16 protein-coding genes and 1 pseudogene are annotated in these 19,787 nt (G+C 63.3%); 2 read left to right on the forward strand and 15 right to left on the reverse strand.

The window, feature by feature from the left end; genetic code table 11:
- Together ACX80Q_RS13460 and ACX80Q_RS13465 are read right to left on the reverse strand one after the other, a co-directional pair.
- Window positions 1-1,296 (reverse strand): annotated as a pseudogene (locus ACX80Q_RS13460) (hypothetical protein); the annotation flags it as partial.
- Between the two features lie 101 nt (window positions 1,297-1,397).
- Entirely contained in the window at window positions 1,398-2,591 is a 1,194-nt protein-coding gene (locus ACX80Q_RS13465; protein WP_459331039.1) for a hypothetical protein, read from the reverse strand.
- Between the two features lie 226 nt (window positions 2,592-2,817).
- Here ACX80Q_RS13465 and ACX80Q_RS13470 point away from each other — a divergent pair, with 226 nt between their 5' ends.
- Entirely contained in the window at window positions 2,818-4,119 is a 1,302-nt protein-coding gene (locus ACX80Q_RS13470; protein WP_459331040.1) for an MFS transporter, read from the forward strand.
- A complete protein-coding gene (locus ACX80Q_RS13475; RefSeq protein WP_459331041.1) occupies window positions 4,116-4,772 on the forward strand; it encodes a FadR/GntR family transcriptional regulator in 657 nt (218 codons plus the stop codon). The genes ACX80Q_RS13470 and ACX80Q_RS13475 overlap by 4 nt, the downstream gene beginning before the upstream one ends.
- A 105-nt stretch (window positions 4,773-4,877) precedes the next feature.
- Here ACX80Q_RS13475 and ACX80Q_RS13480 read toward each other — a convergent pair whose 3' ends face one another.
- The 13 genes from ACX80Q_RS13480 to ACX80Q_RS13540 all read right to left on the reverse strand — a co-directional run bounded on the left by ACX80Q_RS13480 (window position 4,878) and on the right by ACX80Q_RS13540 (window position 19,673).
- Window positions 4,878-6,338: an FAD-dependent oxidoreductase gene (locus ACX80Q_RS13480; RefSeq protein ID WP_459331042.1), complete on the reverse strand. Its 1,461-nt coding sequence runs from the start codon at window positions 6,336-6,338 to the stop codon at window positions 4,878-4,880.
- Between the two features lie 32 nt (window positions 6,339-6,370).
- Window positions 6,371-7,651 carry a uroporphyrinogen-III C-methyltransferase gene (cobA, locus tag ACX80Q_RS13485; protein ID WP_459331043.1) on the reverse strand — a complete coding sequence of 427 codons (1,281 nt, stop codon included), beginning with the start codon at window positions 7,649-7,651 and terminating at the stop codon, window positions 6,371-6,373.
- A 90-nt stretch (window positions 7,652-7,741) separates the two neighbouring features.
- Window positions 7,742-8,638, reverse strand: a complete 897-nt coding sequence (locus tag ACX80Q_RS13490) for an ABC transporter permease (RefSeq protein ID WP_459331044.1) — start codon at window positions 8,636-8,638, stop codon at window positions 7,742-7,744.
- On the reverse strand, window positions 8,631-9,428 hold the full coding sequence (locus tag ACX80Q_RS13495; protein ID WP_459331045.1) for an ABC transporter ATP-binding protein: 798 nt from the start codon (window positions 9,426-9,428) through the stop codon (window positions 8,631-8,633). Before ACX80Q_RS13495 ends, ACX80Q_RS13490 begins: the two co-directional genes overlap by 8 nt.
- Window positions 9,425-10,606, reverse strand: a complete 1,182-nt coding sequence (locus tag ACX80Q_RS13500; protein WP_459331046.1) for an ABC transporter substrate-binding protein — start codon at window positions 10,604-10,606, stop codon at window positions 9,425-9,427. Before ACX80Q_RS13500 ends, ACX80Q_RS13495 begins: the two co-directional genes overlap by 4 nt.
- 110 nt (window positions 10,607-10,716) lie before the next feature.
- The gene (locus ACX80Q_RS13505; RefSeq protein WP_459331047.1) at window positions 10,717-11,871 is read right to left on the reverse strand and encodes an ABC transporter substrate-binding protein; all 1,155 of its coding nucleotides are present in this window, start codon (window positions 11,869-11,871) and stop codon (window positions 10,717-10,719) included.
- A 243-nt stretch (window positions 11,872-12,114) separates the two neighbouring features.
- Window positions 12,115-13,026, reverse strand: coding sequence for a hypothetical protein (locus ACX80Q_RS13510; RefSeq protein ID WP_459331048.1), 912 nt, complete (start codon window positions 13,024-13,026; stop codon window positions 12,115-12,117).
- Between the two features lie 41 nt (window positions 13,027-13,067).
- Window positions 13,068-14,108, reverse strand: a complete 1,041-nt coding sequence (locus ACX80Q_RS13515) for a GTP pyrophosphokinase (protein WP_459331049.1) — start codon at window positions 14,106-14,108, stop codon at window positions 13,068-13,070.
- A gap of 119 nt (window positions 14,109-14,227) precedes the next feature.
- Window positions 14,228-14,671, reverse strand: coding sequence for a VOC family protein (locus ACX80Q_RS13520; RefSeq protein WP_459331050.1), 444 nt, complete (start codon window positions 14,669-14,671; stop codon window positions 14,228-14,230).
- Window positions 14,672-14,849: 178 nt separating this feature from the next.
- Entirely contained in the window at window positions 14,850-16,280 is a 1,431-nt protein-coding gene (locus ACX80Q_RS13525) for a sulfate adenylyltransferase subunit 1 (protein WP_459331051.1), read from the reverse strand.
- Window positions 16,280-17,209 (reverse strand): sulfate adenylyltransferase subunit CysD, encoded by a 930-nt coding sequence (gene cysD, locus ACX80Q_RS13530; protein ID WP_459331052.1) that lies wholly within the window; start codon window positions 17,207-17,209, stop codon window positions 16,280-16,282. Before cysD ends, ACX80Q_RS13525 begins: the two co-directional genes overlap by 1 nt.
- Window positions 17,206-17,919 (reverse strand): phosphoadenylyl-sulfate reductase, encoded by a 714-nt coding sequence (locus ACX80Q_RS13535; RefSeq protein WP_459331053.1) that lies wholly within the window; start codon window positions 17,917-17,919, stop codon window positions 17,206-17,208. Before ACX80Q_RS13535 ends, cysD begins: the two co-directional genes overlap by 4 nt.
- Entirely contained in the window at window positions 17,916-19,673 is a 1,758-nt protein-coding gene (locus tag ACX80Q_RS13540; protein WP_459331054.1) for a nitrite/sulfite reductase, read from the reverse strand. Before ACX80Q_RS13540 ends, ACX80Q_RS13535 begins: the two co-directional genes overlap by 4 nt.
- Window positions 19,674-19,787 lie beyond the last annotated feature (114 nt).

Consider the following 19,787-nt stretch of genomic DNA (forward strand, 5'->3'; position numbering starts at 1 on the left):
CACCGGCACCGTGATCGGAGCAGCCACCTGAACATTACCCAAAACATCACCCACCGCACCGCCGAGCAAACCGCCACCAATCTGCGATCCACCCTGACCGGAACCCTGGCTGGAGTTCTGATTCACGGCCGGAACCGTGGTGGTGTTCGTGGCGTGCGAGCCATTGGAAACGGCATTGCCCAAAACACCCACAGCGTTGCCGGAAACATTCACCGGCACCGTGATCGGAGCAGCCACCTGAACATTACCCAAAACATCACCCACCGCACCGCCGAGCAAACCGCCACCAATCTGCGATCCACCCTGACCGGAACCCTGGCTTGAGTCCTGCTTCACGGCCGGAACCGTGGTGGTGTTCGTGGCGTGCGAGCCATTGGAAACGGCGTTCCCCAAAACACCCACAGCATTGCCGGAAACATTCACCGGCACCGTGCTTGGCAAAGCCACCTGGACATCGCCCAGGACGTCACCGAGCAGGCCGCCACCATTGTGCGATCCACCCTGACCGGAACCCTGGCTGGAGTTCTGATTCACGGCCGGAACCACAGTGGTGTTCGTGGCGTGCGAGCCATTGGAAACGGCGTTGCCCAAAACACCCACAGCGTTGCCGGAAACACTCACCGGCACCGTGATCGGAGCAGCCACCTGAACATTACCCAGGACGTCACCGAGCAGGCCGCCACCAATCTGCGATCCACCCTGACCCGAACCCTGCTTAGCGTTGTGGCTTGAGTCCTGCTTCACGGCCGGAACCGTGGTGGCGTTCGTGGCGTGCGAGCCGTTGGAAACGGCGTTGCCTAAAACACCCACAGCGTTGCCGGAAACATTCACCGGCACCGTGATCGGAGCAGCCACCTGAACATTACCCAAAACATCACCCACCGCACCACCGAGCAGGCCGCCACCATTGTGCGATCCACCCTGGCCCGAACCCTGATTGGTGTTCTGGCTTGAGTCCTGCTTCACGGCCGGAACCGTGGTGGTGTTCGTGGCGTGCGAGCCATTGGAAACGGCATTGCCCAAAACACCCACAGCATTGCCGGAAACATTCACCGGCACCGTGATCGGAGCAGCCACCTGAACATGACCCAAAACATCACCCACCAGGCCTCCCAGAAGGCCCTTGTTCGTGTTTGGGATGGGCTGGGCAACTGTGCCCTGGGAAAGCCCGCTCGTTGCTGCTGGTATTGCTTCAACATTGGGCTGGTCGGCGGCGTTGGCCGCACCTGCGCCGAGGGCAAGAAGGCCGCCGGCAAAGACCGCTGCACAGAGCGATCGACGAATATTGACATGCATGATGTCCAACTCCTGACTAAGATTCTTTGACCCTGTTTGCGAATGCAATTCAAGGAAATACCGTTGCCTTTCCTATACACAGGAAAGTGCTCAACGGTTATCTAGTCAGGTGTGGATCCGTGGTCGGAGGACAAGGAGGCGGGCAGAGGCCAATTGCCACTGCTCAAGACAGATCCTGACAACGCGATGCTGAAGTAGTCAGAAAAATTTTCATGTGCGGCCGCGGAGCCACCGGCTCCTGCTGAGCCGCCGAACCCACCGCTGGACGAGGCCCCTGGGGCGGGGCTGGAGGTTACGGCTGGTGCACACGGCCCAACGGCAGAACCGTTGGCATCCGATCCACAAGCAGAGTGGCCTGCGCCACCTCGTGGTGCAGGTACTCCAGAAGTCGAATAGGGAACCTCACCGGCAGCATAGGTGCTTGTTCCCATGGCCAAGTACTCGGCCAACGTTCCAACATGGCCTGAACCGGGGGCGGCTTGACCGCCTAGCAAGGCCCTTCCGAGGTTTTCGCTTGGCGTGCCGTTCGTCCCTGTGGCCTGTCCGGTCCCGTTCTGGCTAGGCGTGGCTGAGTCGACCGATCCGGACAGATCCGGGACATCGATGCCCGGCTCCGTGTCAGTGCCGGGAAGCTCGGGAACGCCGGTTCCTGGGTTACCCGGCGTGCCTGGATTGCCGGGCACGCCCGGAACACTCGGCAGTCCTGACGTCACAGGAGGCAGCACCTGTTCCACAACATTGGAAACGCCGCCGGTAACTCCGTCGACAACTGGTTTCACGGCACCGGTGACAGGGTCCACAGCTGGCGCCACAATCTCTTGAACTGGAGCCGTTACCTGGTCAACGGTGTTGAGAATTGGCGTGGTGACCTTGCCAATAGTGTTGACCACCGGCGGCACAATGGAGTTGCTTGCATCGCGGACTGGAGCGATCACCTGCCCCACCACGGGCACCGAATTTACAGTGGTTTCCACCCGGTCAGTCAATGTCAGCACTGGGGCCAGCACTGTGCCAACCGTGTTGGAGGTGATGTCCCGGACCCCGGGAACTTGGGAAACGGTTTTGTCCACAGTGTTGACAATCGGGCTCAAAACGCCCGAGAGGAGGCCCTTGGTAGAAGTTTGCTTGGAGCTGGATTTGGCACCGTGCTCCGAATCAGATGCGGCGAAGGCTCCTGATGAGCTCAAAACCATGAACAGAGCGGCGAATAGGGCCGCCCCGAAGGTGAGCCTGAGGGCGCGCAAGAGGGAGGTGTGGAACAGCAGTGACTTTGAGTCACGACCCACAGCATTCACCCCAAAACTGAATGGCTAGAGACCTGCATCCAACCGGCCGCGCAAAAAAGCGTTTTCGGTCACATGCACTTTCGGCTACTCTACGGCCCACGCGCATAAACTTCCAGCGCTGGAGCCGAAATTCGACTTTTACTATGGGAATGTTTGGAAATTCTCTGGGCACCCGTCAGCTCGTCCTCCTATTTTCGCTTAGACATCAAACGTCTAACGTCTTATTATTTTGCTAGTGAATAAAACCCCCGAACACCCTTTTTCCGCAGGAATCGGCAACCCAAACCCCGCTCCGCGAGTCAAGAGGCGTTTGGTGGCGGCTGCCGGAATCCTCGCCGTGGTTCTGATTGGTTTGAACCTTCGGGCTGGAATCTCCAGCGCCTCAGCACTCTTCCACGATCTCCAACAGGTGCTGGGATACGGCGCATTGACGGCATCCTTGCTGCCCTCTATCCCCACCCTGTGCTTTGCGGTGGCGGGTGCGGGCACATCCTGGCTGGTCCGCCGGGTGGGTGTGGAGAAGGCAATAGCCATTGCCCTGCTGGCGCTGACGGCTGGCTTGGCCTTGCGGGCGGTGCCGAGTGTTGGCATGTTGTTGCTGGGTACTGTGGTCAGCATGTCCGGGCTTGCTGTGTGCAATGTGGCCATGCCGTCGTTCATCCGCGAACACTACTCGGACAAGACGGCCGCCATGACGGGCGTGTACACAATCACCATGTCGCTGGGCGCAACCATGTCCGCCGCCGTTAGTGTTCCACTGGCCCTCCAGCTGGACTCACCATCCCTCGGCTTGGCTGCCTGGGCCATTCTGTCAGTGATTACCTTGGTCGCCTTTGCGCCCATTGCCCTGGCGGCACACCGCCGCCCGGCCGCCGCTGCGGCATCCTCAATTTCCCCTTGGTCGCTGCTGAAAACCCGCACCGGCCTGATCATCACGGCGTTCTTCACCATCCAAGCCATCGCCGCCTACTCGATCATCAGCTGGCTGCCCACCATTTTCATCGCGGCCGGGCTGGATCCTGCCGGGGCTGGGTTGCTGCTTGGTCTAGCGCAGGTGGTCTCCGTCTTTGGCAACGTGGCCCTGCTGGCCTTGGCTGGCAGGGCGGGCGGCCTGCGCCGCGCATTCATGGTGGCCAGCGTTTCATATTTGTTCGGCGCCGTGGCCCTGCTGGTACTGCCTGCCAGTGCCGCCGTCGTGACTTCCCTTCTGTTGGGTCTGGGGTTTGGCGTTTTCGCTCTGGTTCTTGTGGTCATCAGCCGCAGCGGCAGCACCACGGCGGAGGCCACCGCCATGTCCACCCTGGCCCAGTCCGTGGGCTACCTACTGGGGACACTTGGTCCGTTCGGGATGGGCCTGGCGCACACACTTAGCGGCGGTTGGACACTGCCACTCATGATGCTGGTTGGCGTGGCCGCCGTGCAAGTGGTTCTGGCATGGTTGCTCACGGCAACGCGCGTAGACAAGGACGCAGCGGGAGATGAAACGGTCAGTACGGCTCCCGAGAAAGCCCCCACCATGGAGGAAATCCCGGCGTGACGCTCTCACCCTCGCACCGCGAACCGCTGGCCCAGGAAGTCACCGGCAAACTCCGGGCGGCCATCAGCTCGGGGCTGTGGCCCATCGACGGGCGCATCCCGTCCGAACAGGCCCTGATGCAGGAACTCGGGGTATCCCGCGGAACCTTGCGGGAGGCCATCAAGTCCCTAGCCCACGTGGGCATGCTGGACGTTCGCCGTGGCGACGGCACGTTTGTGCGGGCCACCAGCGAGATTGCCGGCGCAACGCAGAAGCTGATCGGCAGGCACGGTGCCCACCATGTCATTGAAGTCAGGCTCGGACTTGATACCCAGGCGGCACACCTGGCAGCAATCCATTCCTCAGCGGAGCAAGTGGACCATATGCGGGCTTTGTTGTCCGCAAGGCGTGACGCCTGGGACAGGCAAGCCCTAGATGAGTGGGTGGCTCGCGACTGGGAGTTTCACCTTGCCGTGGCCCAGGCTTCGGCGAACCCGCTGCTCGCGGAACTGTATGCATCTCTTGGGGATGCCCTCCGCAGCACGCTCGTACCGGATACCAATGGTCTGGGCGCCAACTGTCCGCATGCAGGCCACGAAGACCTTCTGGCGGCCATCGAAGCCAGCGACCCGGACGCCGCGATGGAGACCGTCAGGTCACATCTAAATTCCTGAGGCACCTTGCAATGCCATGAGAAATGCCGCCGTTCCCGCAAAATGCCACCGCTATAGCGGCGGCATTTTGCGGGAACGGCGGCATTTCTGGTTCTGACCGGGAAGTTAGCCAACCACTGAGGCGCCGCGGGAGACGTCAACCATCTCGTCGCGGGAAACAACCTTGATGCGCTCGCGCTGCACGGGGCCGGTCTCCGAGGCTGCTGCACCCAGTGCCTTTTCATGGGCGTCGAGTTCGTTCCAACCCTCCCAGGAGGTGAACTTCACGCCGCGGGAATCCAGCAGTTCGGTGACTGCCTCAATGGCGGGGACAGCCGCGAGGGGCAGTTCCGCACGGTCTGCCAGCAAGTGCGTGATGGTCTCCAGGGCATCGCCCTTGGTGTGGCCAATCAGGCCAACCGGCCCACGCTTGATCCAACCCGTTGCGTAGATGCCGGGCACCTGGGTGCCGTCAACGCCCAGGACACGTCCGCCGTCGTTCGTGACAACGCCGCGCTGGTGGTCAAACTCCACGTCCGGCAGGGCAGAGCCGAAGTAGCCCACGGAGCGGTAGACGGCCTGGACCGGGTAGTCGAGGAACTCGCCGGTGCCGCGGGCGTTGCCCGTGCCGTCGAGCTCGGTGCGCTCAAACTTGATGCCGGAAACCTTGCCATCCGTACCGGTGATCTCCACCGGGCTGTGCAGGAAGTGCAGGTGCAGGCGGCGTGAGGCACCCGTGGCGGGGTCGGCGGCGTCGTCGTCCTGCTCCACGAGCCAGTTGGTCAGCGTGCCCACCATGGTCTTGATCTGGTTGTTGCTCTTGACCGCGGCATCGGAAGCCTCGTCAAAGTCGAAGTCCTCCTCGTACAGGACAATGTCCACGTCGCGGGAGTGACTGAGTTCGCGCAGCTCCAGCGGGGTGAACTTCACCTGGGCCGGGCCGCGGCGGCCGAAGATGTGCACGTCGGTGACGGGCGATTCCTTCAGGCCGGCATATACGTTGTCCGGGATTTCGGTGACGAGCAGGTCATCGGCGTGCTTGGACAGCACGCGGGCAACATCCAAAGCCACATTGCCGTTGCCAATGACCGCAATTTCCTTGGCGTTCAAGGGCCATTCGCGGGAAACGTCCGGGTGACCGTCGTACCAGGACACAAAGTCGGCACCGCCGTAGGAGCCGTCCAGCTCGATCCCGGGGATGTTCAGGTCCGCATCCTTGATGGCGCCGGTGGCGAAGATGACAGCGTCGTAGTGGGTCTGGAGGTCTTCCAGCGACAGGTCCGTGCCGTATTCAACGTTGCCGAAGAAGCGGATGTCGCCGCGGTCCAGGACCTTGTGGAGCGCGTTGACAATGCCCTTGATACGCGGGTGGTCGGGTGCCACGCCGTAGCGGATCAGGCCGTAGGGTGCCGGGTAGCGGTCAAAAAGGTCAATGCTGACGACCAAACCATCGCGCACTTCGGCGCTCTTGGTAATCATGTCCGCCGCATAGACGCCGGCCGGGCCGGAGCCGATGACGGCGATGCGCAGCGGGCGCTCTTCGGTGCCGGGCGCTGCTGAAGTGTTTGATGACACGGCTGTGCTCATTTCTATATGTATCAAAGGGCTTATGGATAAGTCTAAGAGAGAGTTCTGATAGTTTCCCGCGTGCCGTAGTAGGCGGTGGCGAGTTCGGCCGGTGCCAGCGGGCTGACACGCACCACATCGCCGACGACGACGACGGCCGGGTTGCGGACCTTGCCCGCCTGGGCGAGGGCCACGATGGTGCCCAGGGTGCCGATGGTGACGCGCTGATCCTTGGCGAACCCGTTCTCGATGATGGCCACCGGGCAGTCCTTGTCCCGGCCGGCAGCTTCGAGGATGGGCATGGACCGGTTGAGTGTGCCAACGCCCATGAGCAGCACCACTGTGTGGTCGCTTCCGCGGGGGACGTTTTCGAGTTCCTCGTGCCCGCTGATCATGGTGAAGGCCTTGGCTAGGCCGCGGTGTGTGACGGGGATGCCGGCGGCTGCCGGAACACTGACAGCGCTGGTGACGCCGGGGACTACTTCCACGTCCACACCATTTTCGCGGCAGGCAATGGCTTCCTCCCCGCCGCGACCCAGCACGTAGGGGTCACCGCCTTTGAGCCGGACAACCCGGTTTCCCTTCTTGGCCTCGCGGACAAGGATGGCGTTAATTTCGGTCTGTGGCACGGGATGGTGGCCCGGAGTCTTGCCCACCTCGATGATGGTGACGTCCCCGCCGAGGGTTTCCAGCAGGCCGCGCGGGCCGAGCCGGTCGGCCACCACGACGTCGGCCTCGGCCAGCAGCCGGCGGCCGCGAACAGTGATGAGGTCTTCGGCACCCGGTCCGCCACCCACCAGGGCAACCGATCCGATCCGGGGGGTACCACCCGGAGCCGGCCCGTTTCCGGTGCCACGGTAGCGGCGCAGCGGCAGGTCACCGCTTTCCAGGGCAGCCGCGATGGCGTTGCGGATGGCCACGGCACGCAGGGGGTCTCCCCCGGCGTTGACTGCCACCTTGATGTCCTGGACCGTGGCAACTGCCGGGGTCCAGGCCGCTGAATCCTGTGCGTTGGAGTGGTTAACACACCACACCCGGTTGGCTTCGGCATCGCCAGCCACTTGGGCGTCGACGGCCACGTTGTTGGTGGCTGTCACCGCATACCAGGCGTTGGCCATGTCGGCGCTTTCATATCCGCGGGGGTGCCACGTGATCAGGCTGGCATCGGCCAACTGCTGGGCCGGAGCGCTGAGAACGGGAGCCACCAGCGTGACTTGGGCTCCGGCGTCGAGCAATGCCTTGGCACGCCGGGCAGCCACTGTGCCGCCGCCCACCACAAGGACGGGGCGGCCCAGGAGCCGGAGCGAGGTTGGGTAAAGATCCACAATTGCCATGAAATGACCTTAGAGAAGTGCAATATTTGGACACAAGGGGCGCGTTACACCCGTTAACGTGGCGTCACGTGAGGACACAATCAAACCGCATCAGCGGGTGCTGCCGGCGAGCAGGCCGCGTCCGCGCAGGAGCCGCTTTTCCACCGGGGCAAAGACCACAAGTTCCACCAGGATGCCCACGAACAAGATGATGAGGATTGCGGACATCACAATGCCCATGTCCGCCAGCTGGCGTCCCTGCTCCAGCAGTGAGCCCAGGCCGAAGCCGAGCGTTCCGCCCATCGCGATGATTTCGGCGGCCATCAGGGAGCGCCAGGAGAAGGCCCAGCCCTGCTTGAGCCCGCCCACGTAGCCGGGCAGCGCTGCCGGGAGCACCACATGGACGGCCATTTCCCAGCGGGAGGCGCCAAGGATGGTGCCCATGCGGCGGTACTGCGGCGGGATCTGGTCCACGCCGGCAATGAGGCCGTTGATGATGGAGGGGATGGCGCCCATGAACATGACGAAGTAGACGGTGGCGTCCGTGAGCCCGAACCAGATGATGGCGGCGGGTACCCAGGCCACGGACGGCAGCACTTGGAGCCCGGATATCAGCGGCCCAAAGGCGCGGCGGAGCACCCTCACCTGGGAGAGCAGCAGACCGATAGGGGTGGCCACCACAATGCTGATGGCGAAGCCCATAATGCCGCGTTGCAGGGACGTCCAGACGGCTTGTTGGGCCGTGCCGTCATGCCACAAACCACCGAGCGAGCCCAGCACGTCGAGCGGACCGGGGACTAGGTCGCGCCGGCGCAGGCCCAGCGAGACGTAGAACTGCCAGGCGAGCAGCACCACAATAAAGGCCGCTAGCGGGAGCAGCACCCGGGAGACGTCAAAGCTGCGGCGTTCCAGTGATTCGGACTGCAGCGAGTCCAGGCCGGCTTCCAGTGACCGCATTTCTTCGGCACTTCCGCTTTTGATCAGCGGTGAGGTTACTGTCTCAGGCATGCTTGCGGATCTCCTCGCGCAATCGGGTGGTGATGTCCTGCGTCAGAACTCCAGCGGCGCCGGCATCTGTCCGGTGCTCCTCGGAGACCTGCCATTCCGCCACAACGCGCCCCGGCCGTGAGGACAGGAGCAGGACGCGCTGGCCCAGCCGTACGGCCTCGCGCACATTGTGGGTGACAAAAATAATGGTGCGGCCCGTTTCCTTCCAGATGCGTTCCAGCTCGTTGTGCAGCAGGTCGCGGGTGATGGCATCGAGGGCCGCAAAGGGCTCATCCATGAGCAGCAGCGGCTTGTCCTGCGCCAGCGATCTGGCCAGGGCCACGCGCTGGCGCATGCCGCCGGAGAGTTCGTGTGGGCGTTTGTTGACCGAATGCCCCAAATTCACCAGGTCCAGCAGCTCCCCGGCACGAACCTTGCGTTCGGCCTTGCCCACGCCACGCAGTTTCAACGCCAGCTCCACATTGCCCTGCGCCGTGAGCCACGGGAACAGTGCCGAGTCCTGGAACATGAAGGCGGCGCCGTCCTCCGGGACCTCCAGGGCCCCGGAGCTGGGCACGTCCAGGCCGGAAATGATGTTCAGCAGCGTGGATTTTCCGCAGCCGGAGGCTCCGAGCAATGCCACAAACTCCCCCTGGTAGACGGTGGCGCTGACGTCATCCAGCACTGGTGCGCCGTCCCCGAATCGCTTGCCCAAATTCTCCAGTACGACGGCGGGTGCCCGCCCTTGCTGGATCGCGGCACCATCGCCCGTTGTTGCCGCGGTGGGGGCCGGTGTCAGTAGTTCGGTCATTGCGTACCCAATCCTGCCGCCGTGACGGGTTGTTCGCCGGCAGCTTTTAGTACCTTATTTAGCAGTGTCAGTTCAAAGAGCCCGTCCAGCTGGGCTGGCTTGGAGACGCCCACGCCGACACCGTGCTCCAGCAGTGTGGGGAACGTGCCAGCTAATGGGTCAGCGGTAAATTTCAGTTCCGTCAAGGCCCGGGCAATGACAGCAGCTTCCAAAGGCTGGCCAATCGCTGTGACCAGGGCCTGGTTGATGGCCGCCCCGGCCTTGTCCGGGTTCTCGTTGAGCCATTGCACCGAGGCAACGTGCCCGTTCAAGAGCGCCTCAACGGTTTGCGGGTGCTTATCTAGGAAGCTCTTGTTGACGGCCAGGACGGTGGTGCTGAACTCGCCCTTGTCCCAAAGATCCGCCTCATTGACCAACACTCTTGCCCCGGCTTGGAGTACCAGCCGTGAGGTCCACGGCTCGGCCACCCAGGCGCCGTCGATCTTCCCATCCTGGAACAGGCGAAGGGTTTGGGCGTTGGTGGTGGGGTTGATGGTGACATCGCCACCGCCGCTTGCATTAGTCTTCAAGCCCCTGTCCGCAAGCCACTTCCGCAAGGCAACATCCTGCGTGCCTCCCAGCTGTGGGGTGGCGATGGTTTTCCCGCGAAGCTGTTCGGCGCTGGTGATGCCGGGCCGCACCACAAACTGGGCACCGCCGGAGGCCGCACCGGCAATGATGCGGATAGAATCGCCACCGCTTTGCACAAAAGAGTTCAGGGCCGGGTTGGGGCCAAGATAGGCCGCATCGATGGCACCGGCGTTGAGGGCTTCAACGGTGGCTGGCCCAGTGGTGAACACCTGGGTCTGCAAAGTGGTTTCGCCGAGATTTTCCGCGAAGATCCGCTTTTCAACCCCTGCCAGTGCCGGGCCGTGCGTGATGTTGCCAAAGTAGCCAAGCTTGAGCGCGGCGGCGGGGGCGGCTTGGGACTGCGCAGTGCCGTTGCCCTTTGCGTTGGAAGAAGCCACGGCGGCCCCCGTGCCAATCAGGGCGATAAGGGCAGCAATGGCAATGACTTCCAGGCCGCGCCACCTGCGCTTGGGCTTTTGGCCGGCCACAATGCGGATGGTTTTCAGCGCAGGGTGTCCTGGTGCTTGCGGCGCCTGCTCCGGGTGGGCGGGGGTTCCCCTTGTACTCATAACTAAACGGTAGAGAATGCGTGGACGCCGGTTCAATGAAGCTGACACCCGGGGTCACGGTAGTTCATGTGGCGTCACATAGAGTGACGCCACATGAACCGCCCCGCTGGCTACTCGCTGCCTAATCCCGCGGCCGAAACAGGGCTCTGCCCCGCCTTGGCCAGGGCCTTGTTCAATTCACGCAGATCGAAGATGCCGGAGAGGTCTGCCTGTTTGCCCACCCCAGCAGTGACCCCGTGTTCCAGCAGTTTGGGGAACGTTGCGGCGAGGGGATCTGCCGAGAACGTCAGATTGGCCAGAGACCTGTCAATGACCTTGGCGGGCAATTCCTTTCCAGCCGCCGTGAGCAGGGCCTTGTTCACGGCATCGGCTTCCTTGCCCTTGTGCGCGTTGAGCCAGTCGATTGACTCCACGTGCCCGGCCAGGAGCGCTTCAACAGTTTGGGGATGCTGTTCAAGGAAGGACTTGTTGACCACCAGAATGGTGGTGCTGAACTTGCCACCGTCCCACAGGTCAGCCTCGTTGACCAGAACCTTGGCCCCGGCCTCGAGCACCAAACGGGAGGCCCACGGCTCGGGCAGCCAGGCGCCGTCGAGCTTTCCATCCTTGAAAAGTTTCAAGGTGCCAGCATTGTCGGTGGGATTGATGGTGACATCCCCGCCCCCATTGGGTGTGGTGGCAAAGCCTTGTTCGGACAGCCATGAGCGCAGCGCCACGTCCTGAGTGCCGCCCAGTTGCGGTGTGGCCAGGACCTTGCCCTTGAGCTGAGCGGCCGAGGTGATTTCCGGTTTCACCACGAGCTGGGCACCGCCGCTGGTGGCGCCGGCGATGATGCGGATGGATTCACCCCCACTTTTCACAAACGAGTTGATGGCCGGGTTGGGGCCGAGGTAGGCGGCGTCGATGGCCCCGGCATTGAGCGCCTCAATCGCTGAAGGTCCGGCATTGAATACCTGGGTGGAGAGTTGTGTGGCGCCTAAATTCTTGGCAAAGATGCCCTCGCTGACACCAATCAGGGCCGGAGCGTGGGTGACGTTGGGGAAGTAGCCCAGTTTGAGGGCGGCGGCAGGGGTGCCGGCCACAACAGGCACACTGGAATCCTTGTTGTTCGCGGCAACCGTGGCCACCGCGGCCCCGGCACCAATCAGGGCCACCAGGGCGGCGATGGCCACGATTTCAATGCCGCGGATCTTGCGCCGGGTTTTGGCACCGGCCACTATGCGGGTGGTTTTTACTTCGTTGGATTCGGGAGTTTTTTCAGACATGGGAAATCCTCTGTGGGTGATCAAGTGATGGGCACTGGGCGGGGCGGAGCGGGCAACATCGCGGCATCAACCACCCATTCCGGGTCGGCCTGCGGCGGGTGCCCACACGGCTGGCCATCAACGACCGGGCGTGGAGCCGGCCTGTTCCGGCAGGGGCGAATTTCATCATGGGTCAACGGTAAGGATTCCGCCGCTGCCAACTCAACAGCACTGACGCACTGGTTCACGCAAATTCATGCCGCGTCACAAAAGCGGCGCCGCCCCCTTGTTGCCTGCAGGGACGGAAGATGTGCCACGCCCCTTCTTTCTGGCAACCCTGCCCGCGAACCAGAGGCCAAGCCCTGCAGCAATCGTGAACAGTCCGGCGGCGGCCATGGCCCAGCCACCTGTGGCAATGCCCCAGACGGTCAGTGCGGCGCCGCCCGCGATGCTGAACCAGCTGCCGTAGTTTTTGGCAAAACTCAGTGGCAGGCGCCCGGACATGGACCCCAAAAAGTAAAACCCCGCGGTTCCCAATGCCAGGGCGCACCAGCCCATCCACTGCCAAAGTCCCCCCTGGTTGGTCTCACCCAAAACCAATGACACGAAGCCAAGCCCAAACACCACACCAACCACGCCGGCCTTCCAGCCTCCCATGACCATGGCGGCGGCCGTGGCGGCGAGAAACACCGAGGCAAGGAACAACGCCACAATAACCATGCCGAAGTTGTCTACGAGCTCATCCCCGTACCCGGGGGTCAACATGAGCAGCGGCGACAGCCCCAACAGCACAATGCCAAGCCCCAGGGCGCCCAATGGCACGCTGAGCCCTGCGGCAAGCAGCACCTCCGTACGGTTTTCCCCTCTGATCCAGTCGCCGGATTCGTCAACCCAAATTTGGGAGACCGTGGCCCAGAGCGCCATGAACCCCAGGGGTGTGAACAAGCCTGCCATGAGCAGCCCGACGGACACATCCTCCATCCTGATGTTGTCCGGCTCCCCCGGAAGCGGAACACCCGCGAAGCCAAGAATGGCCCCGAGGACGCCGACCACCAGAATCGCCATGGCGCCCCACTTGATAGCCTTCAGTGTGGAGGCTGCCGAGCCGCGGCGGTGTTGCACCGGAGCGCTCGTGCCGCCTTTTTTGCTGCCCTTTTTGCCCTTTTTGCCCGTCAAAACGTCCCCAATTTTATTGTGTTTCCAGCCGCCGGTGCAGACTACTGCCGCGCCCTGTCGGAGTGGAGCTTGCGCAGCCGGGAGCGCAGCTTGCCTTCGCGGTTGGTGTCGCTGCCCACCGACTTGGTGGCGGCCACATGGGACTCCCCCAGAGATTGCAAAAGCAGGTCATCCGCCACCCGGACCTGGCCGGGAGGGAACCTGTAGCCCATAAGCTTGGCCACCTCGTCCGGGTCCACGGAGGCCAACCATTCCTCGGCCGCGCTGACGGTTGCGATGCCGTTGGCGGCAAGAACATTGACCATCCAGTCGTACTGGTTCGCCTTGCTGCTGCGGTAACCCGGGAATGCCCGGGTCAGCACACCCTGAAGGGACCCGGCGTCGAGCAGTTGGGACTGTTCTGGGGCTTCAAGGGCGCCCTCCGCCTGCAGGCGCTTGAGGATGCTGTTGATGTTCACGAACTGCTGGTCGGCGAGCTCGATCAAGGTGGAGGCCATGGTGAACGCACGGCTGATCTCCGCATTGGCGCCGCTGGAGCCCTTGAAGCGGATGTCGTGTTCAAACTCGGCCCACGCGTGCTGGAGCACAGTGCGGATCTGCACTTCGAAGCGCTGGCCCGGATACTCGGCGCAGGCCGTGGGCGGGTTGTCCGCGGGGACCTCCAGGGTCAGATGCCGCCCGGCGTAGCCAATGCCGCCGTTCTTGCGCATCATGGCTGTCTTGTCCTCGTCGTCGTGGCAGATGAACTGACTGGTGAGGGCAATGGCCACGGCGTCAATGTCAGATTCCACAAACAAGATGACCCGCACGCCGATCAAGTCGTCGAGTTTTTCCAGCCCGCCCGGGTACTTCAGCCCGCCCGCCTTGTCCCGGCGGGACAGCTTCTCGGTGGCCGAATCGGCGGACTTGACCCTGAACTGCACGTCGTGGTGGTTCAATCCGTCGTCGTGAAGCCTGCCCACAATGGTGTTGCGAATGGCCTGAGCCGCGTTCAGCAACGTTTGTTCGCGGAATCGCCGGTGATCCTCGCGCAATTCCGTGTCCTTCACCGCCTGAATTTCAATGACGCGCCCCCTTGCCACAGCAAAAACCTGAAACTCCGTGACCGGAACGCAATGCCGGTCTTTCTCAAATTCTCTCACCTCTGCTGAGCTTGTCCAGCACCGTTTTTCTGTGTACTCGGCGCAATCCCCACGGGCTGTCAGGCGCCGTCGACCTGCCCCGCCATGAACGCCTCCGGCCCCTGCTCCACTGCCTTCGGGTCCATCCACAGGATGCTGAACCAGTTGCCGTCCGGGTCCTCAAAATCGCGGGAGTACATGAAACCCATGTCCTGGCCTGTTCGGGGCTCGGTGCCACCGGCGGCAAGGGCCTTCTCAAGCAGCGCGTCCACCTCTTCACGACTGTCCCGGCTCAGGGCTGTCTGGACCTGGAGCTGCTTGGCGGGATCCATGATGGGCTTGTCGGTGAACGTGGCGAAGAAGTCGTACGTCAGCATCATGAGGTAGATGTTCTCGTCAATGACAACGCAGGCGGCGTTCTCGTCGGTGAAGTAGGGCTCAATCTTCCAGCCGAGCCCTTGGAAGAATTCCTTTGAGCGGTCCAGATCGCGGGTAGGTAGGTTGACGAATACTTGTGTTGGCATGACTTCTCCCTCAACAAGGCCATCTCGGCCCAACAATGGTGCGGATAGTTTCATGCTTCCGAAGCATTGTTGCGGTGTCAATGGACTTTCGGACGAAAAATGCCGCCGGTCCCGCAAAATGCCGACGGTATAGCGGCGGCAAAATGCGGGAACGGCGGCAATCTTCGTGAACGCGCCGCTAGATCACGTAGCGCTCGTCCTCATGATCGCCCGGGTGGTCCTTGACCAGGCCAGCCGCGAGCGTGTTGCCGTCCTGCGGATCGATCACCAGGAACGCACCGGTGCGGCGGTGGCGGGCGTAGGATTCCACCGGCAGCGGCGATGACAGGCGGATCTGGGCAGCCCCAATGTCGTTGAGCTCCAGCCCTGAGGCAGCTTCCAGCTCGAAGGAGTCAAGGTTCAGCTTGCCTGTCACGGCACGGACCAGGCCCTGGACAGTCTTACTGCCGTGTTTGATGAGGACCTTTGATCCCTCACGCAGCGGCTTGGTGGACAGCCAGCACAGCTCGGCATAGACGTCCTGGCTGACCTCGCCAAAGGTGCCTGTGGCGGCAATGACGTCGCCCCGGGCAATGTCGATCTCTTCGCTCAACCGCAGTGACACCGATTGAGGCGCAACGGCGCGGTCAAGAGACGCGCCGGCAAAGTCAATGCCCACCACCGTGGCCGTACGACCAGCCGGGAGCACGGTGATCTGCTCCCCCACAGATACCGCTCCCGAGGCAACTTGACCCGCATAGGCGCGGTAATCGCGGAAGGAGGCGCCGGCGTCGTCCGCCAAGGCCAGCTCGGGAGCAAGCGCACCCTGCGGGCGGATGACCAGCTGCACGGGGAAGCGGAAGGGTTCCAGCCCACGCTCCAGCTCGTCCGTGGTGGGCAGCGTTTCCAGGATGTCCAGCAGGCTGGGGCCCGTGTACCAGGGTGTGTGGGCCGAGCGGTCCACCACGTTGTCGCCTTCCAGTGCGGAGACGGGAACCACGACGACGTCGCTCAAGCCAATCTCGCCGGCCACGGACTGCAAGTCAGCCTCGATGGTGCGGAACACGTCCTCGCTGAAATCGACAAGGTCAATCTTGTTCACGGCCACCAGCACGTTGGGAACGCGCAGCAGCTTCAGCACGGAGAGGTGGCGCCGGGTCTGCTCCAGGACACCCTTGCGGGCATCGATCAGGACGACGACGGCATCCGCCGTGGACGCGCCCGTCACCGTGTTCTTGGTGTACTGCACGTGCCCGGGGCAGTCCGCCAGGATGAAGCTGCGGCGGTCGGTGGCGAAGTAGCGGTACGCCACGTCAATGGTGATCCCCTGCTCGCGCTCGGCACGCAGGCCGTCCGTCAGCAGTGCCAGGTCGATCTTCTGGGTGCTGCCATTCTCGCCGCCAAAGCCGCGGTCCGCCGAGGTGCGGGTGACCGCGTCCAGCGTGTCAGCCAGGATGGCCTTGGAATCGTGCAGCAGGCGACCCACCAGGGTTGACTTGCCGTCATCCACGGAGCCAGCCGTGGCGAAGCGGAACAGGGTCCCCACCGGCTCCCTAACCTCGCTTCGTTCGGCCAGGGAACCCTGCCGGCGTGGGCCCAAATTTTCGTTGGTTTCAGTAACAGTGCTCATTAGAAGTAGCCGTCTTTCTTGCGGTCTTCCATGGCTGCCTCGGAGATGCGGTCATCTGCCCGGGTGGCGCCACGTTCTGTCAGGGTGGAGGCGGCAACTTCGCGTACTACGTCGTGGACGGTTGTTGCGCTGGAGGCCACGGCGCCCGTGCAGGACATGTCTCCCACGGTCCTGTAGCGGACCTGCTTGATGACAACTTCCTCATCGGGGCGAGGTTCGGACACCGGGCCCACGGCACGCCACATGCCGTCGCGCTCATAGACTTCACGGTCGTGGGCGTAGTACAGGCCCGGCAGCTCAATGTTCTCGCGGGCAATGTAGCGCCAGATGTCCAGCTCGGTCCAGTTGCTGATGGGGAACGCCCGCACGTGTTGGCCCACCGTGTGGCGGCCGTTGTACAGGTTCCACAGTTCGGGGCGCTGGTTGCGCGGATCCCACTGGCCAAACTCGTCACGCAGGGACAGGATGCGCTCCTTGGCGCGGGCCTTGTCCTCATCGCGGCGGCCGCCACCAAAGACGGCGTCGAACTTGTTCTTGGAAATGGCATCCAGCAGCGGCACCGTCTGCAGCGGGTTGCGGGTGCCGTCGGCACGCTCGGCCAGCTCGCCGGAATCGATGAACTCTTGAACGGAACCCACCTCAAGGCGCAGGCCCAGACGCTCTACAGTCCTGTCGCGGAAGTCAATGACCTCGGGGAAGTTGTGGCCCGTGTCCACGTGCAGCACGGGGAACGGGACCTTGCCCGGCCAGAACGCCTTCGTGGCCAGGTGCAGCATGACCACGGAGTCCTTGCCGCCGGAGAACAGCAGCGCCGGGCGCTCAAACTCGGCCACCACTTCACGGATGATGTGGATGGCCTCGGATTCGAGCAGGTCCAAGGAGTTCAGCTCGGCAATCTCGAGCGGGGTTTCAATAATTTGGGTGCTCATACGTGTAGTCCGCATTCTGTCTTGGAGGTTCCGGCCCAGCGTCCGGACCTGGGGTCGGCGCCGGGGGCCACTTTCTTGGTGCAGGGTGCGCAGCCGATGGACGGGTAGCCCTGGCTGAGCAGGGGGTTCACCGGCAAAAGGTTGTCATCCGAGTAGCTGATGAGCTCCTCATACGTCCAGGTAGCAACGGGATTGACCTTGACCAGGCCGTTCTTTTCATCCCACACCACCAGCGGTGTGTCGGTTCGGGTGGGTGCCTCGTCGCGACGCACACCCGTAAACCACAGCTCGTAGCCACTCAGTGAACGGCTCAGCGGTTCAACTTTCCGCAAGGCGCAGCACTGGGCTGGATCGCGGGCAAAAAGGTCCTTGCCCAGCAGCGAATCCTGCTCGGCTACCGTGTTCAACGGCAGCACGTCCACCACGTTGACCCGCAGGTTCTCCGCCACCTCGTTGCGTGTGGCGTAGGTTTCGGGGAAGTGGTAGCCCGTGTCCAAGAACAGCACGTCGACGCCGGGCAGCTGGTCGGCGACGAGGGCCGGCAGCACGGCGTCTGCCATGGAACAGGCGACGGCGGCCGCCCCGGTTTCGAAGTTGCGCGACACCCAGGCGATGACGTCCTGTGCCGACGCGTCCCACGGCAGTTCGGCGGCGCCGGCCTCGGCGATGGCCTTCAGCTCGTCGTGGCTGCGAAGCGTGGAAATTGTCATTTCAGCAGCTCCTCATCGGCGCGGTGGGCGAACTCGGCGAACGTCTCACCCTCGGTGCGGGCGCCAACATACTGGCGCACCACGCGTTCCACGTAGTCGGGCAGCTCGGCGGCGGTGACCTTCAGGCCGCGGATGGTGCGGCCCAGGCCTGCCTCAACACGGTTGTCGGTGGCCAGCCCGCCACCCAAGTGGACCTGGAAGCCGGGGGCTGTGCCGCCGTCGTCCGTGGGAAGCATCATGCCCTTCAGGCCGATGTCCGCCGTCTGAATGCGGGCGCAGGAGTTGGGGCAGCCGTTGATATTCAGGGCGATCGGCTGGGTCAGAACCTTGCTGTCCACCAGATCGGCCAGGCGTGTTTCCAAGGCACTGATGGCCGTGGCCGCCGTGTCCTTGGTGTTCACGATGGCCAGCTTGCAGTACTCGATGCCGGTGCAGGCGATGGTGGAGCGGCGGAACAGGGACGGGCGGGCGGACAGGCCCAGGCCGTCCAGCACGGCGATGAGCGGTTCCACCTGCTCCTTGGGCACGTCGAGGATGACGAGCTTCTGGTGCGGGGTGGTGCGCAGGCGGAACGAGCCGTGGGCTTCCAGGGCATCAGCCACGGCCGTCAAGATAGTGCCGGACACCCGGCCCACGGTGGGGGCGACGCCAATGAAGAACTTGCCGTCCTTTTGCTCGTGGACACCAATGTGGTCCCCGGGGGATGTGGGCTTGGGGGCGGGCTCGCCGTCGGGCAGCTTGTGGCCCAGGTACTCGTCCTCCAGGATTTGGCGGAACTTAGCCGGGCCCCAGTCCGCCAGCAGGAACTTCAGGCGGGCCTTGGTGCGCATGCGGCGGTAGCCGTAGTCGCGGAAGATGCTGGTGACGCCCAGCCACACCTCGGCGGCAACCTCGGGGCTGACGAACACGCCGAGACGCTCAGCCAGGCGCGGGTTGGTGGACAACCCGCCACCCACCCAGAGATCGTAGCCGGTACCCAGTTCAGGGTGAATGACACCCACCAGGGCAAAGTCGTTGATCTCATGCACCACGTCCTGCGATGGGTGGCCCGTGATGGCTGTCTTGAACTTGCGGGGCAGGTTGGCCAGTTCCGGATCACCGATGAAACGGGCGCTGACCTCCTTGATCAACGGGGTGGGATCGATGATCTCATCCTTGGCAATGCCGGCCACGGGCGATCCGAGGATCACGCGGGGCACGTCGCCGCACGCCTCTGTGGTGGACAGGCCTGCCGCCTCGAGCCGGTTCCAAATCTCCGGCACGTCCTCAACGCGCACCCAGTGCAGCTGGACGTTCTGGCGGTCCGTGAGGTCGGCCGTGTCGCGGCCAAAGTCGGTGGAAATCTGCCCGATGACGCGCAGCTGCTCGGTGGTCAGGGCGCCGCCGTCAATACGGACGCGGAGCATGAAGTACTTGTCTTCCAGCTCGTGGGGTTCCAGGGTGGCGGTCTTGCCGCCATCGATCCCCTGCTTCCGCTGGGTGTACAGCCCCCACCAGCGGAAACGGCCGTGCAGATCGGTCTTTTCGATGCTGTCGAAGCCGCCGGCGGCATAGATGGTCTCGATCCGCTCACGGACGCTCAGCCCGCCGTCTTCCTGCTTCCAGACCTCGTTGGCGTTCAACGGCGCCGTGCCGTCCACCTTCCACTGGCCGTGCGGTTTCGCCGCAGGCCGGGCCCGAACGGGACGTGCCGGCGCTGTTTCGGATGCGGAGGGCGCCTGGGCGGTCGCTCCGGCTAGAGCTGTCTGTGTCATAGAACGAGCGTAGGGTGCCGTGGCGTGCCCACCAATCACGAATGAAATGCTGCTTCACCTTGGGCAACATTTCGTCATACGCCCCATTTCTGCCTCACTTGTGCTTGCCCTTCG

It is taken from the genome of Arthrobacter sp. HLT1-20 (assembly GCF_054510895.1).

Excerpts from the sequence above, each read along its gene's own strand:
- ACX80Q_RS13525 (WP_459331051.1), bottom strand. The coding sequence starts at position 16,280 with ATGAGCACTGTTACTGAAACCAACGAAAATTTGGGCCCACGCCGGCAG.
- ACX80Q_RS13500 (WP_459331046.1), bottom strand. The coding sequence starts at position 10,606 with ATGAGTACAAGGGGAACCCCCGCCCACCCGGAGCAGGCGCCGCAAGCA.
- ACX80Q_RS13505 (WP_459331047.1), bottom strand. The coding sequence starts at position 11,871 with ATGTCTGAAAAAACTCCCGAATCCAACGAAGTAAAAACCACCCGCATA.
- cobA (WP_459331043.1), bottom strand. The coding sequence starts at position 7,651 with ATGGCAATTGTGGATCTTTACCCAACCTCGCTCCGGCTCCTGGGCCGC.
- ACX80Q_RS13480 (WP_459331042.1), bottom strand. The coding sequence starts at position 6,338 with ATGAGCACAGCCGTGTCATCAAACACTTCAGCAGCGCCCGGCACCGAA.
- cysD (WP_459331052.1), bottom strand. The coding sequence starts at position 17,209 with ATGAGCACCCAAATTATTGAAACCCCGCTCGAGATTGCCGAGCTGAAC.
- ACX80Q_RS13495 (WP_459331045.1), bottom strand. The coding sequence starts at position 9,428 with ATGACCGAACTACTGACACCGGCCCCCACCGCGGCAACAACGGGCGAT.
- ACX80Q_RS13540 (WP_459331054.1), bottom strand. The coding sequence starts at position 19,673 with ATGACACAGACAGCTCTAGCCGGAGCGACCGCCCAGGCGCCCTCCGCA.
- ACX80Q_RS13490 (WP_459331044.1), bottom strand. The coding sequence starts at position 8,638 with ATGCCTGAGACAGTAACCTCACCGCTGATCAAAAGCGGAAGTGCCGAA.
- ACX80Q_RS13520 (WP_459331050.1), bottom strand. The coding sequence starts at position 14,671 with ATGCCAACACAAGTATTCGTCAACCTACCTACCCGCGATCTGGACCGC.
- ACX80Q_RS13535 (WP_459331053.1), bottom strand. The coding sequence starts at position 17,919 with ATGACAATTTCCACGCTTCGCAGCCACGACGAGCTGAAGGCCATCGCC.